Source organism: Candidatus Zixiibacteriota bacterium (genome assembly GCA_040752595.1).
GTDB lineage: Bacteria > Zixibacteria > MSB-5A5 > WJJR01 > WJJR01 > JACQFV01.
In genome coordinates this window covers 18,537-35,010 of sequence record JBFMGX010000047.1, presented here as the reverse complement: position 1 = coordinate 35,010, position 16,474 = coordinate 18,537, and the positions used below count along the sequence as shown (strand labels likewise).

The 16,474-nt window shown below is 62.7% G+C and carries 16 protein-coding genes; 10 read left to right on the top strand and 6 right to left on the bottom strand.

Going from position 1 to position 16,474, the window contains the following annotated elements; all coding sequences use genetic code 11:
• Positions 1–21: 21 nt before the first annotated feature.
• From AB1792_11035 to AB1792_11015, 5 genes are all read right to left on the bottom strand, one after another.
• Positions 22–2,127 (bottom strand): hypothetical protein, encoded by a 2,106-nt coding sequence (locus AB1792_11035; protein ID MEW5702748.1) that lies wholly within the window; start codon positions 2,125–2,127, stop codon positions 22–24.
• Positions 2,128–2,356: 229 nt separating this feature from the next.
• Complete coding sequence (locus AB1792_11030; protein MEW5702747.1) at positions 2,357–3,196, bottom strand: LOG family protein; 840 nt, start codon at positions 3,194–3,196, stop codon at positions 2,357–2,359.
• A 113-nt stretch (positions 3,197–3,309) separates the two neighbouring features.
• Complete coding sequence (locus AB1792_11025; GenBank protein ID MEW5702746.1) at positions 3,310–3,597, bottom strand: hypothetical protein; 288 nt, start codon at positions 3,595–3,597, stop codon at positions 3,310–3,312.
• On the bottom strand, positions 3,578–3,874 hold the full coding sequence (locus tag AB1792_11020; protein MEW5702745.1) for an antibiotic biosynthesis monooxygenase: 297 nt from the start codon (positions 3,872–3,874) through the stop codon (positions 3,578–3,580). Before AB1792_11020 ends, AB1792_11025 begins: the two co-directional genes overlap by 20 nt.
• Before the next feature lie 196 nt (positions 3,875–4,070).
• On the bottom strand, positions 4,071–4,583 hold the full coding sequence (locus AB1792_11015) for a hypothetical protein (GenBank protein ID MEW5702744.1): 513 nt from the start codon (positions 4,581–4,583) through the stop codon (positions 4,071–4,073).
• 49 nt (positions 4,584–4,632) lie between these two features.
• On the opposite strand from AB1792_11015, the gene AB1792_11010 reads away from it, so the two are divergent.
• From AB1792_11010 to AB1792_11000, 3 genes are all read left to right on the top strand, one after another.
• Positions 4,633–4,884: a hypothetical protein gene (locus tag AB1792_11010; GenBank protein ID MEW5702743.1), complete on the top strand. Its 252-nt coding sequence runs from the start codon at positions 4,633–4,635 to the stop codon at positions 4,882–4,884.
• Between the two features lie 264 nt (positions 4,885–5,148).
• Positions 5,149–5,679: a hypothetical protein gene (locus tag AB1792_11005; protein MEW5702742.1), complete on the top strand. Its 531-nt coding sequence runs from the start codon at positions 5,149–5,151 to the stop codon at positions 5,677–5,679.
• Positions 5,680–6,045: 366 nt separating this feature from the next.
• Positions 6,046–6,447 carry a hypothetical protein gene (locus AB1792_11000; GenBank protein ID MEW5702741.1) on the top strand — a complete coding sequence of 134 codons (402 nt, stop codon included), beginning with the start codon at positions 6,046–6,048 and terminating at the stop codon, positions 6,445–6,447.
• Between the two features lie 776 nt (positions 6,448–7,223).
• Here the strand turns inward: AB1792_11000 and AB1792_10995 are convergent.
• Positions 7,224–7,568, bottom strand: coding sequence for a hypothetical protein (locus AB1792_10995; protein MEW5702740.1), 345 nt, complete (start codon positions 7,566–7,568; stop codon positions 7,224–7,226).
• Positions 7,569–8,052: 484 nt separating this feature from the next.
• Between AB1792_10995 and AB1792_10990 the strand changes: the two genes are divergently transcribed.
• The 7 genes from AB1792_10990 to AB1792_10960 all read left to right on the top strand — a co-directional run bounded on the left by AB1792_10990 (position 8,053) and on the right by AB1792_10960 (position 16,432).
• On the top strand, positions 8,053–8,250 hold the full coding sequence (locus tag AB1792_10990; protein MEW5702739.1) for a hypothetical protein: 198 nt from the start codon (positions 8,053–8,055) through the stop codon (positions 8,248–8,250).
• 726 nt (positions 8,251–8,976) lie between these two features.
• Entirely contained in the window at positions 8,977–9,384 is a 408-nt protein-coding gene (locus AB1792_10985) for a hypothetical protein (protein MEW5702738.1), read from the top strand.
• 553 nt (positions 9,385–9,937) lie between these two features.
• The gene (locus AB1792_10980) at positions 9,938–12,289 is read left to right on the top strand and encodes a hypothetical protein (protein MEW5702737.1); all 2,352 of its coding nucleotides are present in this window, start codon (positions 9,938–9,940) and stop codon (positions 12,287–12,289) included.
• On the top strand, positions 12,286–14,823 hold the full coding sequence (locus tag AB1792_10975; GenBank protein MEW5702736.1) for a hypothetical protein: 2,538 nt from the start codon (positions 12,286–12,288) through the stop codon (positions 14,821–14,823). Before AB1792_10980 ends, AB1792_10975 begins: the two co-directional genes overlap by 4 nt.
• A 64-nt stretch (positions 14,824–14,887) precedes the next feature.
• Positions 14,888–15,247, top strand: a complete 360-nt coding sequence (locus AB1792_10970) for a hypothetical protein (GenBank protein ID MEW5702735.1) — start codon at positions 14,888–14,890, stop codon at positions 15,245–15,247.
• 37 nt (positions 15,248–15,284) lie between these two features.
• Entirely contained in the window at positions 15,285–15,644 is a 360-nt protein-coding gene (locus AB1792_10965; protein ID MEW5702734.1) for a hypothetical protein, read from the top strand.
• Between the two features lie 188 nt (positions 15,645–15,832).
• Positions 15,833–16,432, top strand: coding sequence for a Yip1 family protein (locus tag AB1792_10960; GenBank protein MEW5702733.1), 600 nt, complete (start codon positions 15,833–15,835; stop codon positions 16,430–16,432).
• Positions 16,433–16,474: the final 42 nt, after the last annotated feature.

Here is a 16,474-nt window from a genome sequence, read left to right as displayed (position 1 = left end):
GCATGATCGGCCCACACGTCGCTACTGCGTGCAAGGCCGGCAGACCATGGTCCATGGGCTGGACCCCCGGAAGGCCACAGCGACGATGCGCACAACGTCGATGACGTCGGTCGACCCATTGCAGTCGACGTCTGTCACCGGCAGGCCGCAGGCGGGATTCGGGTCCAAGGTGGGATCGGTACCGCGAAAGGCGACGTCGACGGTCTTGACGACATCAGTGATGTTGGTCACGCTGTCGCACTGCGGGTCGCCGTGGCAACGGCAACTGAAAGTTGCTGTCAGCTCCGCCATCTCCCGGATGTACGTGAAGTGCAAATCGGGATGATCGGGATTGAGTCGTCCGGAAACCCAGTTGGGGTACTGTGATGTATCGCTGAATTGGTAGACCGTATTGACCGGGTTTCCCATGTCGTCGCCGTTCATCCGTGTCCAGCAGGCCACTCCCCCTCCGCCGGCGGACGATGACGTGGCGGAGTCGATCATCTCAATTGCATGACGGAAGTAGCCGGAATCCTGCGCGTGATCATCCTCGGCCTGCATGCGCAGGTAGTAGCCGGGATAATCGCCGATGTAACGCACCGCCTCGCGCTCGGACCAGTAGGCGACATTCTCAGGCGATGGGTCTGTGACCGTGCTGAGGTGGCCGCAGACGGCGACCTCATGCCCGGCATCGTAGAACGTGATCACGCGGTTGTCGTGCGGCCCCTCCTGGTCGACCAGATAGGCGACCGGGAGCTCGGGGTAGCGTCCCAACGCCCCGGCGCCAATGGCGATGCCGAATGATGATGTCTCGACACCGATGTTGCCGCGATCGACATTCGCGAGGCCGGCGGTATGTTCCACGATCGCCTTCAGATCATCCTGATGCGTCCAGCCGTTGCAGTCCTCGACTCCCTCACTCAGTAGGTTGCCGGGCTGGCCGGTGCCGCGGCCCTCGGGATTGAAAACGACCACCACGAAGCCGCCGGCGGCGAGATCTCGATAGCCGGCATTGTCGGCCAATGGCGCCCCCGGTCCGGTTCCGCCGGGGACGGCGATCAGGGATGGGAAACGCTGCCCCGGATAGAGCGCGGAAATCGGCTGCACGATCCGCGTGTAGAGAAGGTTGCCATTGGGGGCGGCAACCCATGTCTCCAACGTTTCAATCGTGTAGGTGCCAACGGTGTCGGGCACACAGTCGTAGCGAAACGGTTGCGCCATATACTGCGTTCGCCACGTCTGCGCGGTCTGTGTCAACGTTGACCAGATGATCCGGCCCGATGCCACCACCGGTGCCAGCGAGTCGATGAAGCTGCCCAGCGCAACGATGCTCTGGGGCGTCATCCAATCCTGAATCATCATCAGATTCGCGGTGTAGAACCCGTCAGCCGGGACACGTTCCGCCTCGATGTCATCGAGCAGTTGCACCAGCCCCGGCTGGCCGCCACAGCCGCCGCCGATGTACAGAAGCCGTCGATTGGGGTCATCGGTGTAGAAACTGTAGCGGTCCTGCGGCCGCCAGATTCCCGAGGAACGGTCGTCCTCTCCCTGATGCTGAAATGTCGCCGCACCCCAGAGATGGTCGGCCCGCCAGAAATATGACGGATGGATCCAGCCGTTGATGCCGTTCTCGTGCTGTTCCCAACCCTGTGGATTGTCGGGAGGATTGTAGAGAAAACCGCCCACGTTCTTGGATGGAGTAATGCCAAGCTGCTCGATCAGGTAGGCGACATCGGCATAGTTGTACTGCGTTTCGTGGGCGTGTGAGTCGATCTCGACCCCCAGGTCCTCCTTCATCCAACGGACAATGTTCTTGCCATTGGTATTGGCCGTCACGACACCGGTGTCGAACTGCGCCACCGCCTTCAGGTAGTTCCAATCGGATTGGAAGTTGAAGGCGGCGTTGCGGCTGCGAATCGTCTCCGCCAGCAGCTTCACCAGATTCCGATTCTGAAGGTAGTAATTGATGTCCGCAGTGTAATCAGGGCGGCCGCCAAGCGGCTCCTCATTATGGCTGACGATCGTGAGAAAGACCGGGGGCAGAGCCGGTGGCGATGCACTCTGCAATGCCCCTGCGGCCGTGGCGCCCAGAAGCAATACTCCGGCGCACCCCAGCGCCGGCACCAAATGTCGAACGTCTGTAAGCATGGATGACTCCATGGATGGATGGACAACTGGAGCGGTGCGAGCGCATGCCACCGCCACCGATGACAAAATGAATACGAAATGGGTCGACGTCAAGAGATTCCGGGCAATCCTGCTTCTTGAAATCGGACTGTCGCCTCGTGAGGATCACGCTGCTCGTCCTTGCATGGGTGAACAAGGGGCTTAAGCCCCTTGTTTGCCGGTCGTTGATCCGGTCTGGGAGGGGACGGCTTTACTTCTGCTGGGCGTGGAAGGCGCGGATGTACTCCCACGCCTCGCGGGCGGTTTCGGCGTAGCGGAACAGTTCGGCGTCGTGCTGGTCGATCACACCTTCGGCGACCAGCTGATCGAAGTGGATGATGCTGCTCCAGAACTGGCGTCCCATCAGCACGATCGGCAAGGCGGGGATCTTCTGTGTTTGCACCAGCGTCAGCGCCTCGAAGAGCTCGTCCATGGTGCCGAAGCCGCCGGGGAAGGCGACCAGCCCCTTGGCGCGCAGCAGGAAATGCATCTTGCGGATGGCGAAGTAGCGAAACTGGAAACAGAGCTCGGGTGTGATGTAAGAATTCGGTTCCTGTTCGTGCGGCAGTGTGATGTTCAGCCCGATGCTCTCCGCGCCGACCTCGTAGGCGCCGCGGTTGGCGGCCTCCATGATCCCCGGCCCTCCCCCGGTGATGATGACGTAGTCATAGTGCTCGTTGCGACGGTCGGCCTCCGACACCAAGCGTCCGAACGTGCGCGCCTCGTCGTAGAATCGCGCGTTGGACAGCAGTCGACGCGCCGCTTCCAGGCGAATGCGCAAGGTTGGGTCGTCCGCCTGAAGAGCCACGTCCTTCTCCATGGCGGCGACCCGACGCTCCGCTTCGGTCCGTTCGACCAGACGCGTGCTCCCGAAGACGACGATGGTCGAGCGAATCCGATGGTTGATGAAGGCCAGTTCCGGCTTGAGCAACTCCAATTGCAGGCGGACCGGGCGCAGTTCGTCGCGGTTGAGGAATTCCAGGTCCTCATTAGCCTTGCGATAGGCCGCCGAGTGCTCCCACCAATGATAGTCGGGGTGCAGATCATCCATACGTGCTGTCCCTTCATCCGCGACAGGCCAGACGCCCGCGCATGCGCAAAGACCCCTTCCCGGCCGGTGAGGGCAAGCGGAAATATGACGGCGCCCGCAGGGGTGATCGCACGTCAGGGGGCAATCAACCGTCGGGCCACGAGGTAGGGAATGATCACGTACAGGGTCAGATCACGGACGGCGTAGTAGCAGATCACGGCAAGCACCAGCTTCCAGCCGTACCGTCGGTAGAGAAGACGTAGACGGACGCGGAGACGCCGAGCGCGTGACCACTCGGCCGAGTCGGGGAGCGGCGACCGGAAGTCGGTGGTGATCTGTCCCCACACCTTCCGCGCCCGATGGAGCGCTCCCCGTGGTCCGCCGGTGGGCGCGCCGCCCGGCTCAACCGGCGAAGACTTCATACTTCTCGACCTTGGATGTCAGCGCCATCCGGCCGTCGCCGTCGCGGAACTCGTCGACCCGACGGTGACCCTCCGCGTACTCCGGGCTCTTGGTCCATCCCTCAAAGGCTGCCTCGGACTCCCAATGGGTCATCACGATGTACTCATCACCCGACGTGGGGCGCAGGATTTCGGCCCGGATGAAGCCCGGCCGGCGATCGACGGCCTTCGCGCGTGTTGCAAACGCATGCTCGAACTTCTCGCGGAATTCGGGTGGAACGGTCATTCGATTCATCATCACAAACATGAGATACCTCCCGGCGGGACACTACGCGGCGCTTGCCGGGCAGTCAAGGAGATTGCGGACCAATTGTGTCAGAGTTCTCGGCGGCGCCTTCGCCCTGTGTCGGAGACGGGATTTGATGCCACCCCAAAAGAGCGGGGGATCCTCGAAGGGATCCCCCGCTTGTATTACCGCGTTTGCCGTCGACTGGCTATGGGCATTCGCGCGGCGTTGGCGGTGGCGTGGCGCAGGGTCGGCAGAACTCAGCAGCCGGATCGGCACCACGGAACGAAACGTTGACCATCTTCACGACGTCCTGGATCGTTGTCCGACCATCGCAGTTCACATCCGTGCGCGAAGCCGGGCAACCGTCATCGCAGGTTCCCGGAAGGCCGCGGAATGCGACTCCGACCGCGGCGACCACATCCTGGACGTTGTGCACCCCGTCGCAGTTCGGATCGCCATGACACGGGCAGCTACACGCGACGTAGACGCAGGAGGCAGCCGTGCCGAAGCAGGTCGTCGCTCCCGGACAGGTGGCGATGTTCCAGCAGGTCGCGGCATGATCGCAGGTCAGGTTGCCCGGACAGGTGGCCTGGCCGAAGCAGGTCACCGCGCCGGCGGCGCAGGTTTGGAAGCCGGGGCAACTGCTGGTGCCCGGACATGTGACAAAGCCGACACAGGTCTGACCATCGGCGCATGTCGCGGTCCCGGGGCACGTCACATGCCCGTCGCAGGTCTCAGTGTAATGACAGGTCGCGGACCCTTCACAGGTGATGTTCCCCTGGCACGTCGTGGCCGCGAAGCATGTGGGCGCTCCCTCGCAGGTCACGAAGGTGCACGTGGGCAGGTTCACGCATGTCGGCGAACCGTGGCAGGTGCTCGACCAGTTACAGGTCGCCATGCCACCGCACGTGACACCGGTCGCGTCGCAGCTCGGCGAGTGCTGGCATGTTGAGAGACCCGGACAGGTCGGGAACTGGCTGCAGGTTTGCATCGATCCGCAGGTCGGCAACCCAAACTGACATGTCGTCGTCCCCTCGCAGGTCGCATAGCCGGGCGAGGTGGGATTGTTCGGACAGGTGGCCGCACCGGCGCAGGTCGCTGTCCCTTCACAGGTCTCGAATCCGGGACAGGTCTGCACGTCCTTACAGGTCGGTGCTCCTGGGCAGGTTGCCTGATGGCAGGTCGCTGTGCTCGGGCAGGTGACTGTGCCATGACAGGAGACCATCGCTCCGCAGGTCGCAATATCGGCGGCGGCGCAGGAGATCGCTGCGGCGCAGGTCTGGTTGCCGTTGCATGTGCTCTGGCCGGGGCAGGTGGCCAGTCCCCAACACGACGCTGCTGTGCCGCATGTCGGGCTGGGAGCGCATGTCACTGCGCCCTGGCAACTGGCGAAGCCGACGCAGGTCGCGGCATCCGTGCAGGTCTGGAAGCCGTGGCAGGTCGCCGTCCCCCAGCACGTCGTCGTTCCGTTGCACGACGGCGTGTTGGGACAGGTCGGCTGGCCGGAGCACGTTGTGCTGGCCTTGCAGGTGAATGTCCCTTTGCAGGTCGCCGTACCCGGGCAGGTCGCGATGTTTGTGCACGTCAGCGAACCCGCACAGGTGATCTGTGTGGCGCAGGTAACAACGGTGGCCGCGCACGATGCGGTTCCGTCACAGGTCGGCGAACCGGCGCAGGTGGCGAACGGCGCGCATGTGTGCGACCCCTTGCAGGTTGGCGTTCCGGGACACGTTGCCAGATGCAGACAGGTCGCCGACTGCAAGCAGGTGATCGCACCCGGACAGGTCGCGAATCCCGTGCACGTCGTCTGCTGACATGTGATCGTTCCGGGGCAGGTCGTCGCATCAACGCACGTCGCAGCCCCGGGACAGGTCGCCGTGGCGCAGGTGCTGTTATCGATGCAGGTTGGGGAATGATCGCACGTATTCGACCAGGCACAGGTCAAGGTCCCGGCGCAGGTGCTGGTCCCGGCGCAACTTATCGTGCCCTGACAGGTCTGGTTCCCAGTGCAGGTCGGGAATTGCGTGCAGGTCGTTTGGGTGCCGCAGGTCGGTGAGGTGGCGCTACACGTTGTCGTGCCCTCGCAGGTTGGCGCTCCGGGACAGGTCGTCCCCGCGGCACCGCAGGTCGTCGCGCCCGCGCAGGTCGGCGTCCCTTCGCAGGTATTGTAGCCGGGACAGGTGGCTTCATCTTTGCAGGTGTGCGTCCCGGCACAGGTGGCGGTCCCGTCGCACGAGGCCGAATTCACACAGGTCGGAACGTTCTCGCAGGTCGGCGCCGTAGCGCATGTGTTGATGCCCGGACAGGTAGCAGCACCGCAAGTCGAGGTGCCGGGGCAGGTCACGGCAGCATCACAGGTAGGTGCCCCGTGGCATGTGGCGGCAGCATCGCAGGTCGACATGCCGGGGCAGGTCGTGGTCCCGTCGCACGAGGCCGTACCTGGACAGGTTCCGACGGCTGCGCACGTGTTGGTTCCATCGCATGATACCGTCCCGGGACACGTTGATGTCCCTGGGCAAGTGGTGACACCATCGCAGGTGTTGGTGCCGGTGCAGGTCGGGAAGCCCGGCATGGTCGGATGACCGCAATCAGGACCACCGTCGCAGGTCGTCGTGCCGTCGCACGTCGGCTTCAGGTCGCACGTCGGCGTACCATTGCAGGTCGCAGAGCCGTCGCAGGTCGAACTCGGCGGCAGGGTCGCCATGGCCATTTGTGGCGGCTGAGCCGGCGTCGCCGGTCCCTGCTTCACCGGTGTTGCAACCGGACGGTCTTCGCCGTCCAACCGGGCCACCGATGTTTGCAGGCTCTGCTGGAACAGCGGCGAGGGCTGCGGATCACTACTGGCGTGGACGGCGACAAGCGGTAGAAGTGCGGAGAACAGAACGAGGACGGTGAGCAGGCCGCGACATCGACTCCGACATCGGGCCAGCCCGGTAGTTCGTACACCCTGACACTGGTCTGGCATGGCGCGCCTCCTGGTTCCTTGAGACCGTCCTGGAACGTTAAAACGACGCTGGAATTGTAAAATCTTCGTTTCTCAGACAAGGCACACAACCGGCCGAAGACTGCCGCGCCTGACCCCATAAAAGCCGACAAGATTAATCCTGTCAAGGGAATAATGCGAAAAACGTGATAGATGTTGAAGATATTGTTCAAAATCCTCCTGCGGTATATCGGGACGTGACGCGCCTCCTTCCCCACTGGGAGGATGTCCCGGGGCGAATCATGATCAGAAGTGTCGCATATGGTGTTGTCGCCGTTGCGCTTGTGGCCATCAGCCGCCGTCGCTAGATGATCAAGGGGCGTCCCGGAGTTCGGGACGCCCCTGAGGTGTGATTAGCGGGAGCCAATCAGTTGTTTACGGGCAGTTGCTCGGGTAGGGATTGCAGGCGCACGGGTCGCAGATCTCGATCGACGGGTCGCCGCCGCGGAAGGCCACATTGACCATCCGCACCACGTCCTGCACCGTGCAAACGCCGTCACAATTCAGATCGGTGCGCTGTGCCGGGTTCCCCTGTACACAAGTCGGATCATATGTAGGTGCAGCGCCACGGAATGCGACATTGACCGTCGCGACCACATCCTGCACGTTCGGGACTCCATCGCACACCGGATCGCCATGGCATGGGCACAGACAGATCTGAGCACACAGCGGTGGACAGGTGTTGTAGCCGGCACAGGTTACGATCCCGGCGCAGGTCATCTGCGGGGCGCACGTCTCCGTCCCAGGGCACGTGGTCGTTCCGGGGCACGTCGCATTCGGATAGCATGTCGGCAGTCCGTTGCAGGTGGGCGTACCCTGACATGTCGCGACCGCCGCGCAAGTCGCATTACCGGGACAGGTCGCCGCGCCAGGGCAGGTTGCGACTCCCCAGCACGTCGCCGGGGCACCACAGGTCGGATTCGGAGCGCAGGTCACCGCGCCACAACTCGGGAACCCTGGACATGTTTGGTGACCGGGGCAGGTGTTCGCTCCATCGCAGGTCGCGGCGCCGGGGCAACTCTGGGTTCCGGGACAGGTCGATTCGCCCGGACAGGTCACCCAACCTTCGCACGAGAACGATCCAATGCAGGTCGTCGTCCCCTCGCAGCTCGGGTATCCGGGGGATGTCGGATTGTGCGGGCAGGTTGGTCCCTCGGCACACGTCGCCGTGCCCAAGCATGTCTTATAGCCGGGGCAAGTAGACATGTCGGAGCAGGTGCTTGATCCGGGACACGTGAGCTCTGGTCGGCAGGTCGGTGCGCCGGGGCAGGTCTGGTTTCCTGCGCATGTGGATGATCCGGAGCAAGTCATGGCGCCAGCGCACGTGGCTGTGCCGCTGCAGGTCTCGGCACCAGGGCAGGTCTGGACATCGGGGCAGGTCGGCGATCCTTTGCAGGTGTAATATCCCTCGCACGTTTCGGTGTAATGGCAGGTTGGCCCACCGGCGCACGTATAGTAGCCCGCACAGGTGGTTCCTTCAGGACAGGTAAAAGCACCGGGGCAGGTGGCCACATCACATGTTTCCGACCCCATGCATGTCGGCGTCCCAGAGCAAGTCGTGCCCCAGTTACAGGTGGCCGTGCCATCGCAGGTGGGGCTCCCCGGCCCGGCGCAAGTGATCCAGCCCGGACACGTCGTCGCCACGCCACAGGTATACGCGAAGAGACACGTGGGCATCTCGGTGCATGTCGGCCCCTGTGCGCAGGTTGTCGTCCCCGGACAAGTGGGATAGCCCGGTGACGTCGGCTGCCACGGGCACGTGGGACCGTTCTGGCAGGTCGCGGTTCCCAAGCAGGTCGCTTCGCCGGGGCAAGTCTCTACTCCCGGACACGTGGTAGTCCCTGGGCAGGTGGTCTCACCGACACAGGTGAATGTTCCGACGCAAGTCGCTTGACCGGGCATCGTCGCCACACAGGGATCATCACACGTGGCCGTGCCCAGGCATGTTGAGTAACCCGGGCATGTCGACATCCCCGCACACGTCGGCGTCGCGCCCCCGCAGGTCGTCGTGCCTTCGCAGGTCGGATAACCATGGCATGTGGACATGTCTTCGCAGGTGAAGCTGCCGGGACAGGTCGTCGTGCCGGGGCATGTCTGTTGTCCCGGACAGGTTTGCTGAACGCAGGTGATGTCGCAGGTCGTCGTCCCGACGCAGGTCGCTGTGCCGGTGCACGTGGGTGATCCCGTGCATGTGAGCGTTCCGTCACAGGTCGGGAAGCCCTGTAACGTCGGCAATGAGTCGGCGCCGGCGGGACGAACGGCGACACCGGCACCCGCACCCGCACCCGCGGATTTCACCGCGGCGCCGGGTGCTTCATCGAGCTTGGCGATCGACTGGTTGAGGCTCTGCGTAAACAGCGGCGATGGGGACGGATCGGATGATGCCATCGCCGGATGGGCGGCGACGAGGATGAGCGAGGTGACAGCGATCACCCCGAAGAGACACCGACTTCTACATCGCGATGTACGCGACGAATTTGGAACCGAACGAGTGATGGACATTTCCAACCTCCGCGGAGAGACGTTTGGTATGTAAACCTGTAAGAAGAGGCGCGCCGACGGGAACCGGCGAACCCGCATAACGTCAAAAAGTTAACCCGCTCTGTCGGCTTGTCAAGGAGATATGTTCAAAATATCATAATCGGGAGGAAATCACAGGGGTTTCGTCGAGTCAACCTGTTATGGCCCCGCAGGATTACTCATTGGTCCCGGCTGCAGTCGCTCCCTACACGCCTCTAATTGTCCGCAATTTCCAAGATGAATTTGGATGTCGGTTTCATCCGGCAGCGGTCTATCGAATCGCGCATCCAGACCATCCCTACGCCGCGATCTGTGATCACACTCGTGCTCGATGGCACAGACGGGGGTCTTGCCTGCTCCGCGATCGGAGATCGCGGCCACACCGTATGAAAAACCGACAACGGATTTCACTTTCCTTGCCCGGACCGAGAGCCTATCCTAACACCCGGTTCGCGGATGGGGGCGTGTTAGCTTGCGTCCAAAGGACAAAAACTGTATACAATGTATAAGATGTTGACCGGCCCCGGCGGGCTGTCCGATGTTCCCCCGGCCCCCGGCGAGGGTTCCCTGTGACTTTCTACTTTCTCGCACTCTTGGGTTCCGTGACGCGCGCGTTCGGCGACTTCCGGGAACCGATCTATTCGCTGGTGACGGGCGTGTTGCTGGCGCTGTTGTGGCGGTACTGCCCGCCAGTCCCGGGATGGAATCGGGCCATCAACTGGTTGTTGCGCTGGTCTACATGGGCGCTGGCGGCCGGGATCATCGCCGCGGTCGATCCGGTCTTCCGTATTGTCCTCATCACGATCGCCGTGTGGGTGTTCGATCGTTTCGCCGCGCCTGAGGTGCGTGGGCAACGGAAGGCACTGGTCCTGACCGGAGTACTCTACGCGTTGTGGTGGACCGTCTTCTTCCAGTTGCCGCTCGGATACCGCTGGCTGACGGAGTGGTCGTTTCCCTACACACATTTCCTCACGCAGACCATGAGTGTGCGCCTGTCGCTGGGGCCCTCGGCCTCGGCGGTCGACCTGTTGCTGCTGGGAGTCGTCGGTGTGGTCGCGATCACGATCGTCTCAAAACCGCGGCAATGGCTCTATGCGGTGGCGGCGGTTGTTCTGCTCGAAGCGGGACGAATCCTCTACATCTGGATGGCACCGGAGCTTCAGTCACTGGTCGGCCGGGTGGCACCGGTTTCGCTGACGCCGCATCTCGACATGCCGGCCGCGTACTTCCTGTTCGTGGCCCTGGTGCTGGCGCTATTGCAGCGTACGGCCGTGTCGGAACCATCGCCGGTACTGTCCCCCGGGCGTGGACGGCGCTCCCGGTGGCTCTGGGCCGCGGGCGGTGGGTTGGTCGCCGCCGTGATCGTCGCGGGTGCCGCCTCCTACTCCGACGCTCCGGTTCGCGTCCTGTTTCTCAACAAGAACACGCTCGATGAGATGGTCCCCACCCATGGCCGGTATGGCGATCGTTCCGGGGGTATGTTTGGCTTCCTCCCGCGATTCCTCGAAGCCGCCGGCCACAAGGTCTACCACCGTGATCTGACCGGGCAGATTCTCGATTCGGTCGATGTCATCATCATCGCCAATCTTCTGAACAAGCTTTCGCCCGAGGAACGGCAGCGGGTCTGGGATTTCGTGGCCGGAGGCGGCGGGCTGTTGATTCTCGGCGACCACACCGGGACCGACGCGATTCGCGATCCGACGAATGATCTGCTGCAGCCGTGCGGACTGGAAATCAACTTCGACACGGCAGTGCCGTTGCGGCGCAGTTGGGCCTCGGCGAGGTCGTTCCTGTTTCATCCGCTGGCGCGTTCCGGGGGGGTGATGGACGCCGAGTTGTGGTTGGGAGCATCGGTGACACCGGGTCCGAAGGGGGACCCGGTGGTCATCGGCCGCGGCGCCTTTTCCGATCCCGGTGATCTGAACAACAAGGGTCGGTCATACCTTGGTAATCTCGCCTATGATCCCGGGGAGCCGCTCGGCGACGTTGTTCTCGTGGCGGCGGCGCACTGGGGCAAAGGTAAAGCCATCCTTCACGGCGATACTTCTCCCTATCAAAACGGTACTATTGTCCGTTCGCATGCGCTGATCGACCGTTCGGTGCGCTGGCTGGCGAAGGGTGGCTGGGCGGCGTTCCTCGATCGTTGGCGCGGATGGTTGCTCTTTCTCATTATCGGGATATGGGGAACCGTCCTGGCGATCAGTGGCCGTCGCGAGCCGGCGCTCCTGGCCGCGGCCCTGCTCTTGCCGGTGGCCTCGGTTTCGCTGTGGAGCGCCATTCCCGGTGCCGCCGACCGCACGTGGATCGACGGATCCTATCGGCAGGCGTTGATCGATGAAGGGCATCACTCGTTGTTTGACGGCATGTCGTGGGAACCGAAGTCCATCGGCGGGCTGCAATACAACCTGATGCGCAATGGCTTTTCGCCGCGTTACGTCCGCTCAGCCCACGCCCTATCCCATGAGAAGGCCGCGCTGTACCTCTTGTGCTCACCGACTACACCCGTATCCTCCGAGGAAATCGACAAGATGGAACGATTCATGGACAGGGGCGGCTGGGTGATAGTAACGTCCGGGTGGGATACACATGAAGAAGTGGCGGAGTTGTTCCGGCGCTTCGGATTGACGCATAAGAACATCCCCTTCGGCGCCGCCGACGGTGTCGCCTTCGGTTCACCGGTGAAGTTGAAGGATGCCTACCCGATTTCCGGGGAGGGCGCCGGCATCGAATCGCTTATTGTGGCCTTTGGTACTCCGGTGGCCAAATTGGTGCATCACGGCCGGGGAGGCCTGATCGCCATCGGCGACTCCCGCTTTCTGTTCAACGAGAATCTCGAAGGGCAGAATGAATTCGTGGTTATGGACAATATCAACTTCTTCAACGAGCTGATGAAGCGCACGGCCGGAGCGACGACCCCATGAAGCGACTCTACATCTGGGGTGCGGTCGCCTGGGCGACCGGGTGGTTGTTTCTGCCGCCCAACGCCGATCCTTCCCCCTCGACATTCTGGTGGCTGGCCGCCATCGGAACGCTGTTCATCCTGATCGCATCGGGGTTTGATTCATCGGAGCCGCGTCGCTGGCCGTTCCGTTCGCTGGCGGCGGGAGCGGCACTGGCCATCTTCGCCATCTGGTGGTTCGAGCTTCCCGCCATCGGAGCACTTCTCCTGGCCGGAGCGGTCGTCCTGGCCACCACGGTCGGTGGCACGCGTTGGGGCGCAAAGCTGGGCGACGGTCTACTCGTGGCCGGAACTGTGGCTCTGCTGCAGCTTGTCGGATACTACCTGTACATCGTGTACCTGGGACCACGAGGACACGGGTGCGCCATCCCGGCGACGATCATCGCCGCGGCGTTGCGCCTGTTCGGTGTCCATGCGGTGGCGATGTCCGATGGACTTCACCTGCTGGCGATTGACCGCCTCTATGAAGTCGTGCCCTCTCCGGTCAACATGGGGCTGTTTGTGTTCCTCATGGTCTGGATGGGGCTGATTGCGCTGGCCATCACCGGAAAGGTGCGACCCCGCGCCGTGCTGATCGGCGGGCTGGGGATCGGCCTGTTTGCCCTGCTCCGGTATGCCGCCGTGGCCATCTGGGATTACAATCAGGGCGGCACAGCGGACATTTTCTGGAGCCCACGGGTTTTTGCCTGGACCGCGTGGCCGGTGGCGTTTCTCATGCAGGGACTGGCGACACGGCGCCAGACAGAAACACCGAAGCCGGTTCGCTCGCAGCCGGAAAGATCCGGTCGTCGTCTCGCCGTTGTCGTCGTGGCGACCGCGCTGGCGGTGCTGGCCTGGACATTCTATGAGTCCTATCATCCCGCCGGTGTGCGCAAACAGGGCCGGATGTTGATCGATGAACTCCACTCCGACTGGGAGTGGACGGAGATGCCCTTCGACACTGTTTGGTACGGCCAGCAATCGACATACAACTTTTACCTCCTTGCCGAATACTGGGGCAAGCACTTCCAGATGGAGCGCAGCTTCGACTCGCTGACGCCGGAGCGGCTGGCGGATGTCGACATCCTCGTGCTGAAAGTGCCGACACAACCGTACGCGGAGAAGGAAATCGACGCCGTCTACGATTGGGTGAAGAAAGGCGGCGGGCTGATTCTGATCGGCGAGCACACCAACGTTTTCGGCTACGGGACATTCCTCAATCCCGTCGCCGGTCGCTTCGGCATCCGTTTCATCCCCGACATCGTTTATGAGCTCAAGACCGGCGATCTGAACCTGGAACACATGCCGTCGCTGCTCCCCCATCCCGTGCGAGCCAACATGCCGCCGGATTTTCTCTTTGGGGGTCCCTGTTCAATCTGGGCCGATCTGTCGGCGCGTTCCATCATAACCGGGATGCAACTGAAGACATTGCCCGCCGACTACACGCAGCGCAATTTCTTCCCCGAGCGCTCGGGCCACACTGGGTATCGCTTCGGCCAGTTCCTCTTATCGCTCTCCACGCGCTGTGGGAAGGGACGGATCGTGACCTTCCCCGATTCGACGTTGTGGTCGAACTTCTTCGTTTTCATTCCCGGCAAGCCGGAGCTGGCATTGATGCTCGCCGAATATGTCAACCGCTATGACCCGTTCCCTTATTGGCGGATTGTGACATTCCTCTTTGCGGTTGTGGCCTTCCTCGTTGCGATCGTCGCCGCCGCCGGTCTTGGGAAGGAAGGTTGGGCGTGGTTGGCCGCGGTGGGGTGTATCGTGTTCGGCCTGACCGCGCGATGGGTCGAGTCGATCAATCAAGGCAACTACACGCTGCCGAAGCCGCACTCGCCATTCGCTCAGCTCAATTTCGAGGCGGAGCATTCCCGCTTCTTCCTGCCGGAACTGCGGCTGGCGCGCGAGCCCGACAAGGATTTCAGCACCTTCTACCTGTGGGCGTCGCGGGTCGGTGTGGTCCCGCGCAAGTGGCCGACCTTGAAGGACGCGCTGGCGCAGCCGGGCGGCCAGATCATCATCGATCCTGTGATACCATTCAGCAGCGCCGCACTGGAGCGATTGAGGGAATTCGTGACGGGCGGGGGCACCCTCTACGTGTTCGATGATCCAACGAATCACGCGTCGACCTCCGCCCCTCTGCTGTCGCAGTTCGGTCTGACCGTCGACCTTCGCCCGGTGCCATCGCAAGGGAGGGTCTACATGCCGGCGGAGGCCTCATTGTGGCAGGGCGGCGGCCGGATTACCGGGGGCGAACCGCTGGTCACCCTCCCGGATGGTTCGGTCAGTTGTGCCATCGCCCATGTCGGCCAAGGCAAGGTGATTGCCTACGCCAACTCCCATGCATTCGAGCGCAAGACAATGGGCTACACTGCCATGATTCCAAACCCCATTCAAAACGCCATCAGCCAGTTCGAGTATCGTTTGATGACATATCTGGATGCGCCGCCTGTGGGCGCTCAGCCGCTTCCGGTCACGCGGCGCCGCGCCGGAGCGGTACCGTTGGGGGATTGAACGAAGCAGGGCATGTCAGTTGCGGACTCATTCTCGCGACTCCCCCAGAGAGGATCAAGGTTCCATGAATTCCCGAACGCAAAGCAGATCGTCAACGCCGAACCTCGTGCTTGTCCTGGCCCTCTGTCTGCTGGTCGGCTTCATCGGCGGGTACTTGTTCGGCCAACGCGGTCCGATCTCGTCCGGGACAATGACGGCACAGGGACCCTGTCCCCATGAGTTGGGGCCTGAGGATGAATACATCATCGCCGGCTTTTCCTGTCCGGCGCCGGCCTGCCAGGACCCCCTGCTGACCTGTCATTGCGATGAGGCTCATCAGATCAAGGATCGGATCAAGCAGGAGTTGGGTCAGGGCAAAGACGGCACGGAGATTCGAGCCGAACTCGAACGGCAGTATGGCGCGCTACTGCACAAGGGCGGATGAGCGCGTCGGTGAACGTGTCAATGGAGGAGACCAGATCATGAACGGACAGAGAGCAGGAGCCGTCAACGTCGTTCTCATCGCCTTGGTCGGATTGCTCATCGGCTTCATCGGCGGGTATGTCATCGGGCGGAATGCCGCTCCGGTGGCATCTTCCGCGACGGTCGCCACGGGGACTTGCCCGCACCAATTGGATCCCAAAGATCAGTGGATCCTGGTGGGATTCCGTTGCCCCGGCACCGATACTGCGCAGGTGGCGCTCTTGGGCTGCCACTGCAACACGGCGCATGGGATCGAGGACTTCGTGAAGGCGGAATTGGCGGCGGGCAAGCCGGGGCAGGCGATTCGTGAGGAGTTGATCGCACAGTACGGCGACCGGCTGAAGTTCCGGGGGCAGTGATCCGCTCCCACAAGAAAGGCAGAGAAGACGGCGGGCGGAGCCCGCCCTACGAGAACGATGATCGTGTAGCGTAGGGCGGGCTTGGCCCGCCGTCTCGTTGCACATCGATCTTGACAGCGTGGAGCCGACTCGGGATGTTGCGGCGATGATGGATCGGATTCCCATTGTTCGTGGCGAAGGGAGGTTCCATGAGCATCGTTAGCCGGGTTACGAATATCGCGTTGCGGCCCAAGGAGGAGTGGCCGGTCATCGCCGCCGAAACCACGACCACGGCGGGACTCTACACCGGGTTCATTGTTCCGCTCTTGCTGATCGGACCGCTCTGTTCCTTCCTGAGTGCATTGGTGTTCGGTCAGCGCATTCCCTTCACCGGCGTCGCCGTCCGTCCCGCGGCCGGCACGCTTATCGCGATGTTGGTCGTCTCTTTCGTCCTCGGACTGATCGCGATCGCCCTCACCGCCTTCATCGTGCAGAAGCTGGCGCCGACATTCCAGTCACAGGGCACCTTTACGCAGTCGCTGCAACTGGTCGCCTATTCCGAGGCGCCCTTCTGGGTGTCCGGCGTGCTGTATTTGATACCCTTCTTGGGTGTTCTGACGATCTTCGTTGCCCTGTATGGGCTCTACCTGGCCTATCTCGGCCTGCCGGTCATGATGAAGACGCCGGCGGATAAGGTGATCCCCTACCTTGTCGTCGTGATCGTCGTGACCGTCATACTCTGGTTCCTTGTCGCCGCCGTCTCGGGGGCGATCATCGGCGCCAGTCTGATGGTCAGCAGCATATCGTAGCGCCGGCGGTGACGCGGCAACGGCCGCGCGGTCGGAGGTGGC

What these genes read in the sequence shown, in the direction of transcription:
- AB1792_10975 (MEW5702736.1), top strand. Translation starts at nt 12,286, where the DNA reads ATGAAGCGACTCTACATCTGGGGTGCGGTCGCCTGGGCGACCGGGTGG.
- AB1792_10965 (MEW5702734.1), top strand. Translation starts at nt 15,285, where the DNA reads ATGAACGGACAGAGAGCAGGAGCCGTCAACGTCGTTCTCATCGCCTTG.
- AB1792_11025 (MEW5702746.1), bottom strand. Translation starts at nt 3,597, where the DNA reads ATGAAGTCTTCGCCGGTTGAGCCGGGCGGCGCGCCCACCGGCGGACCA.
- AB1792_10985 (MEW5702738.1), top strand. Translation starts at nt 8,977, where the DNA reads ATGTCGCAGGTCGTCGTCCCGACGCAGGTCGCTGTGCCGGTGCACGTG.
- AB1792_10995 (MEW5702740.1), bottom strand. Translation starts at nt 7,568, where the DNA reads ATGACCTGCGCCGGGATCGTAACCTGTGCCGGCTACAACACCTGTCCA.
- AB1792_10990 (MEW5702739.1), top strand. Translation starts at nt 8,053, where the DNA reads ATGTCGGAGCAGGTGCTTGATCCGGGACACGTGAGCTCTGGTCGGCAG.
- AB1792_11030 (MEW5702747.1), bottom strand. Translation starts at nt 3,196, where the DNA reads ATGGATGATCTGCACCCCGACTATCATTGGTGGGAGCACTCGGCGGCC.
- AB1792_10970 (MEW5702735.1), top strand. Translation starts at nt 14,888, where the DNA reads ATGAATTCCCGAACGCAAAGCAGATCGTCAACGCCGAACCTCGTGCTT.
- AB1792_11020 (MEW5702745.1), bottom strand. Translation starts at nt 3,874, where the DNA reads ATGATGAATCGAATGACCGTTCCACCCGAATTCCGCGAGAAGTTCGAG.
- AB1792_10960 (MEW5702733.1), top strand. Translation starts at nt 15,833, where the DNA reads ATGAGCATCGTTAGCCGGGTTACGAATATCGCGTTGCGGCCCAAGGAG.
- AB1792_11035 (MEW5702748.1), bottom strand. Translation starts at nt 2,127, where the DNA reads ATGCTTACAGACGTTCGACATTTGGTGCCGGCGCTGGGGTGCGCCGGA.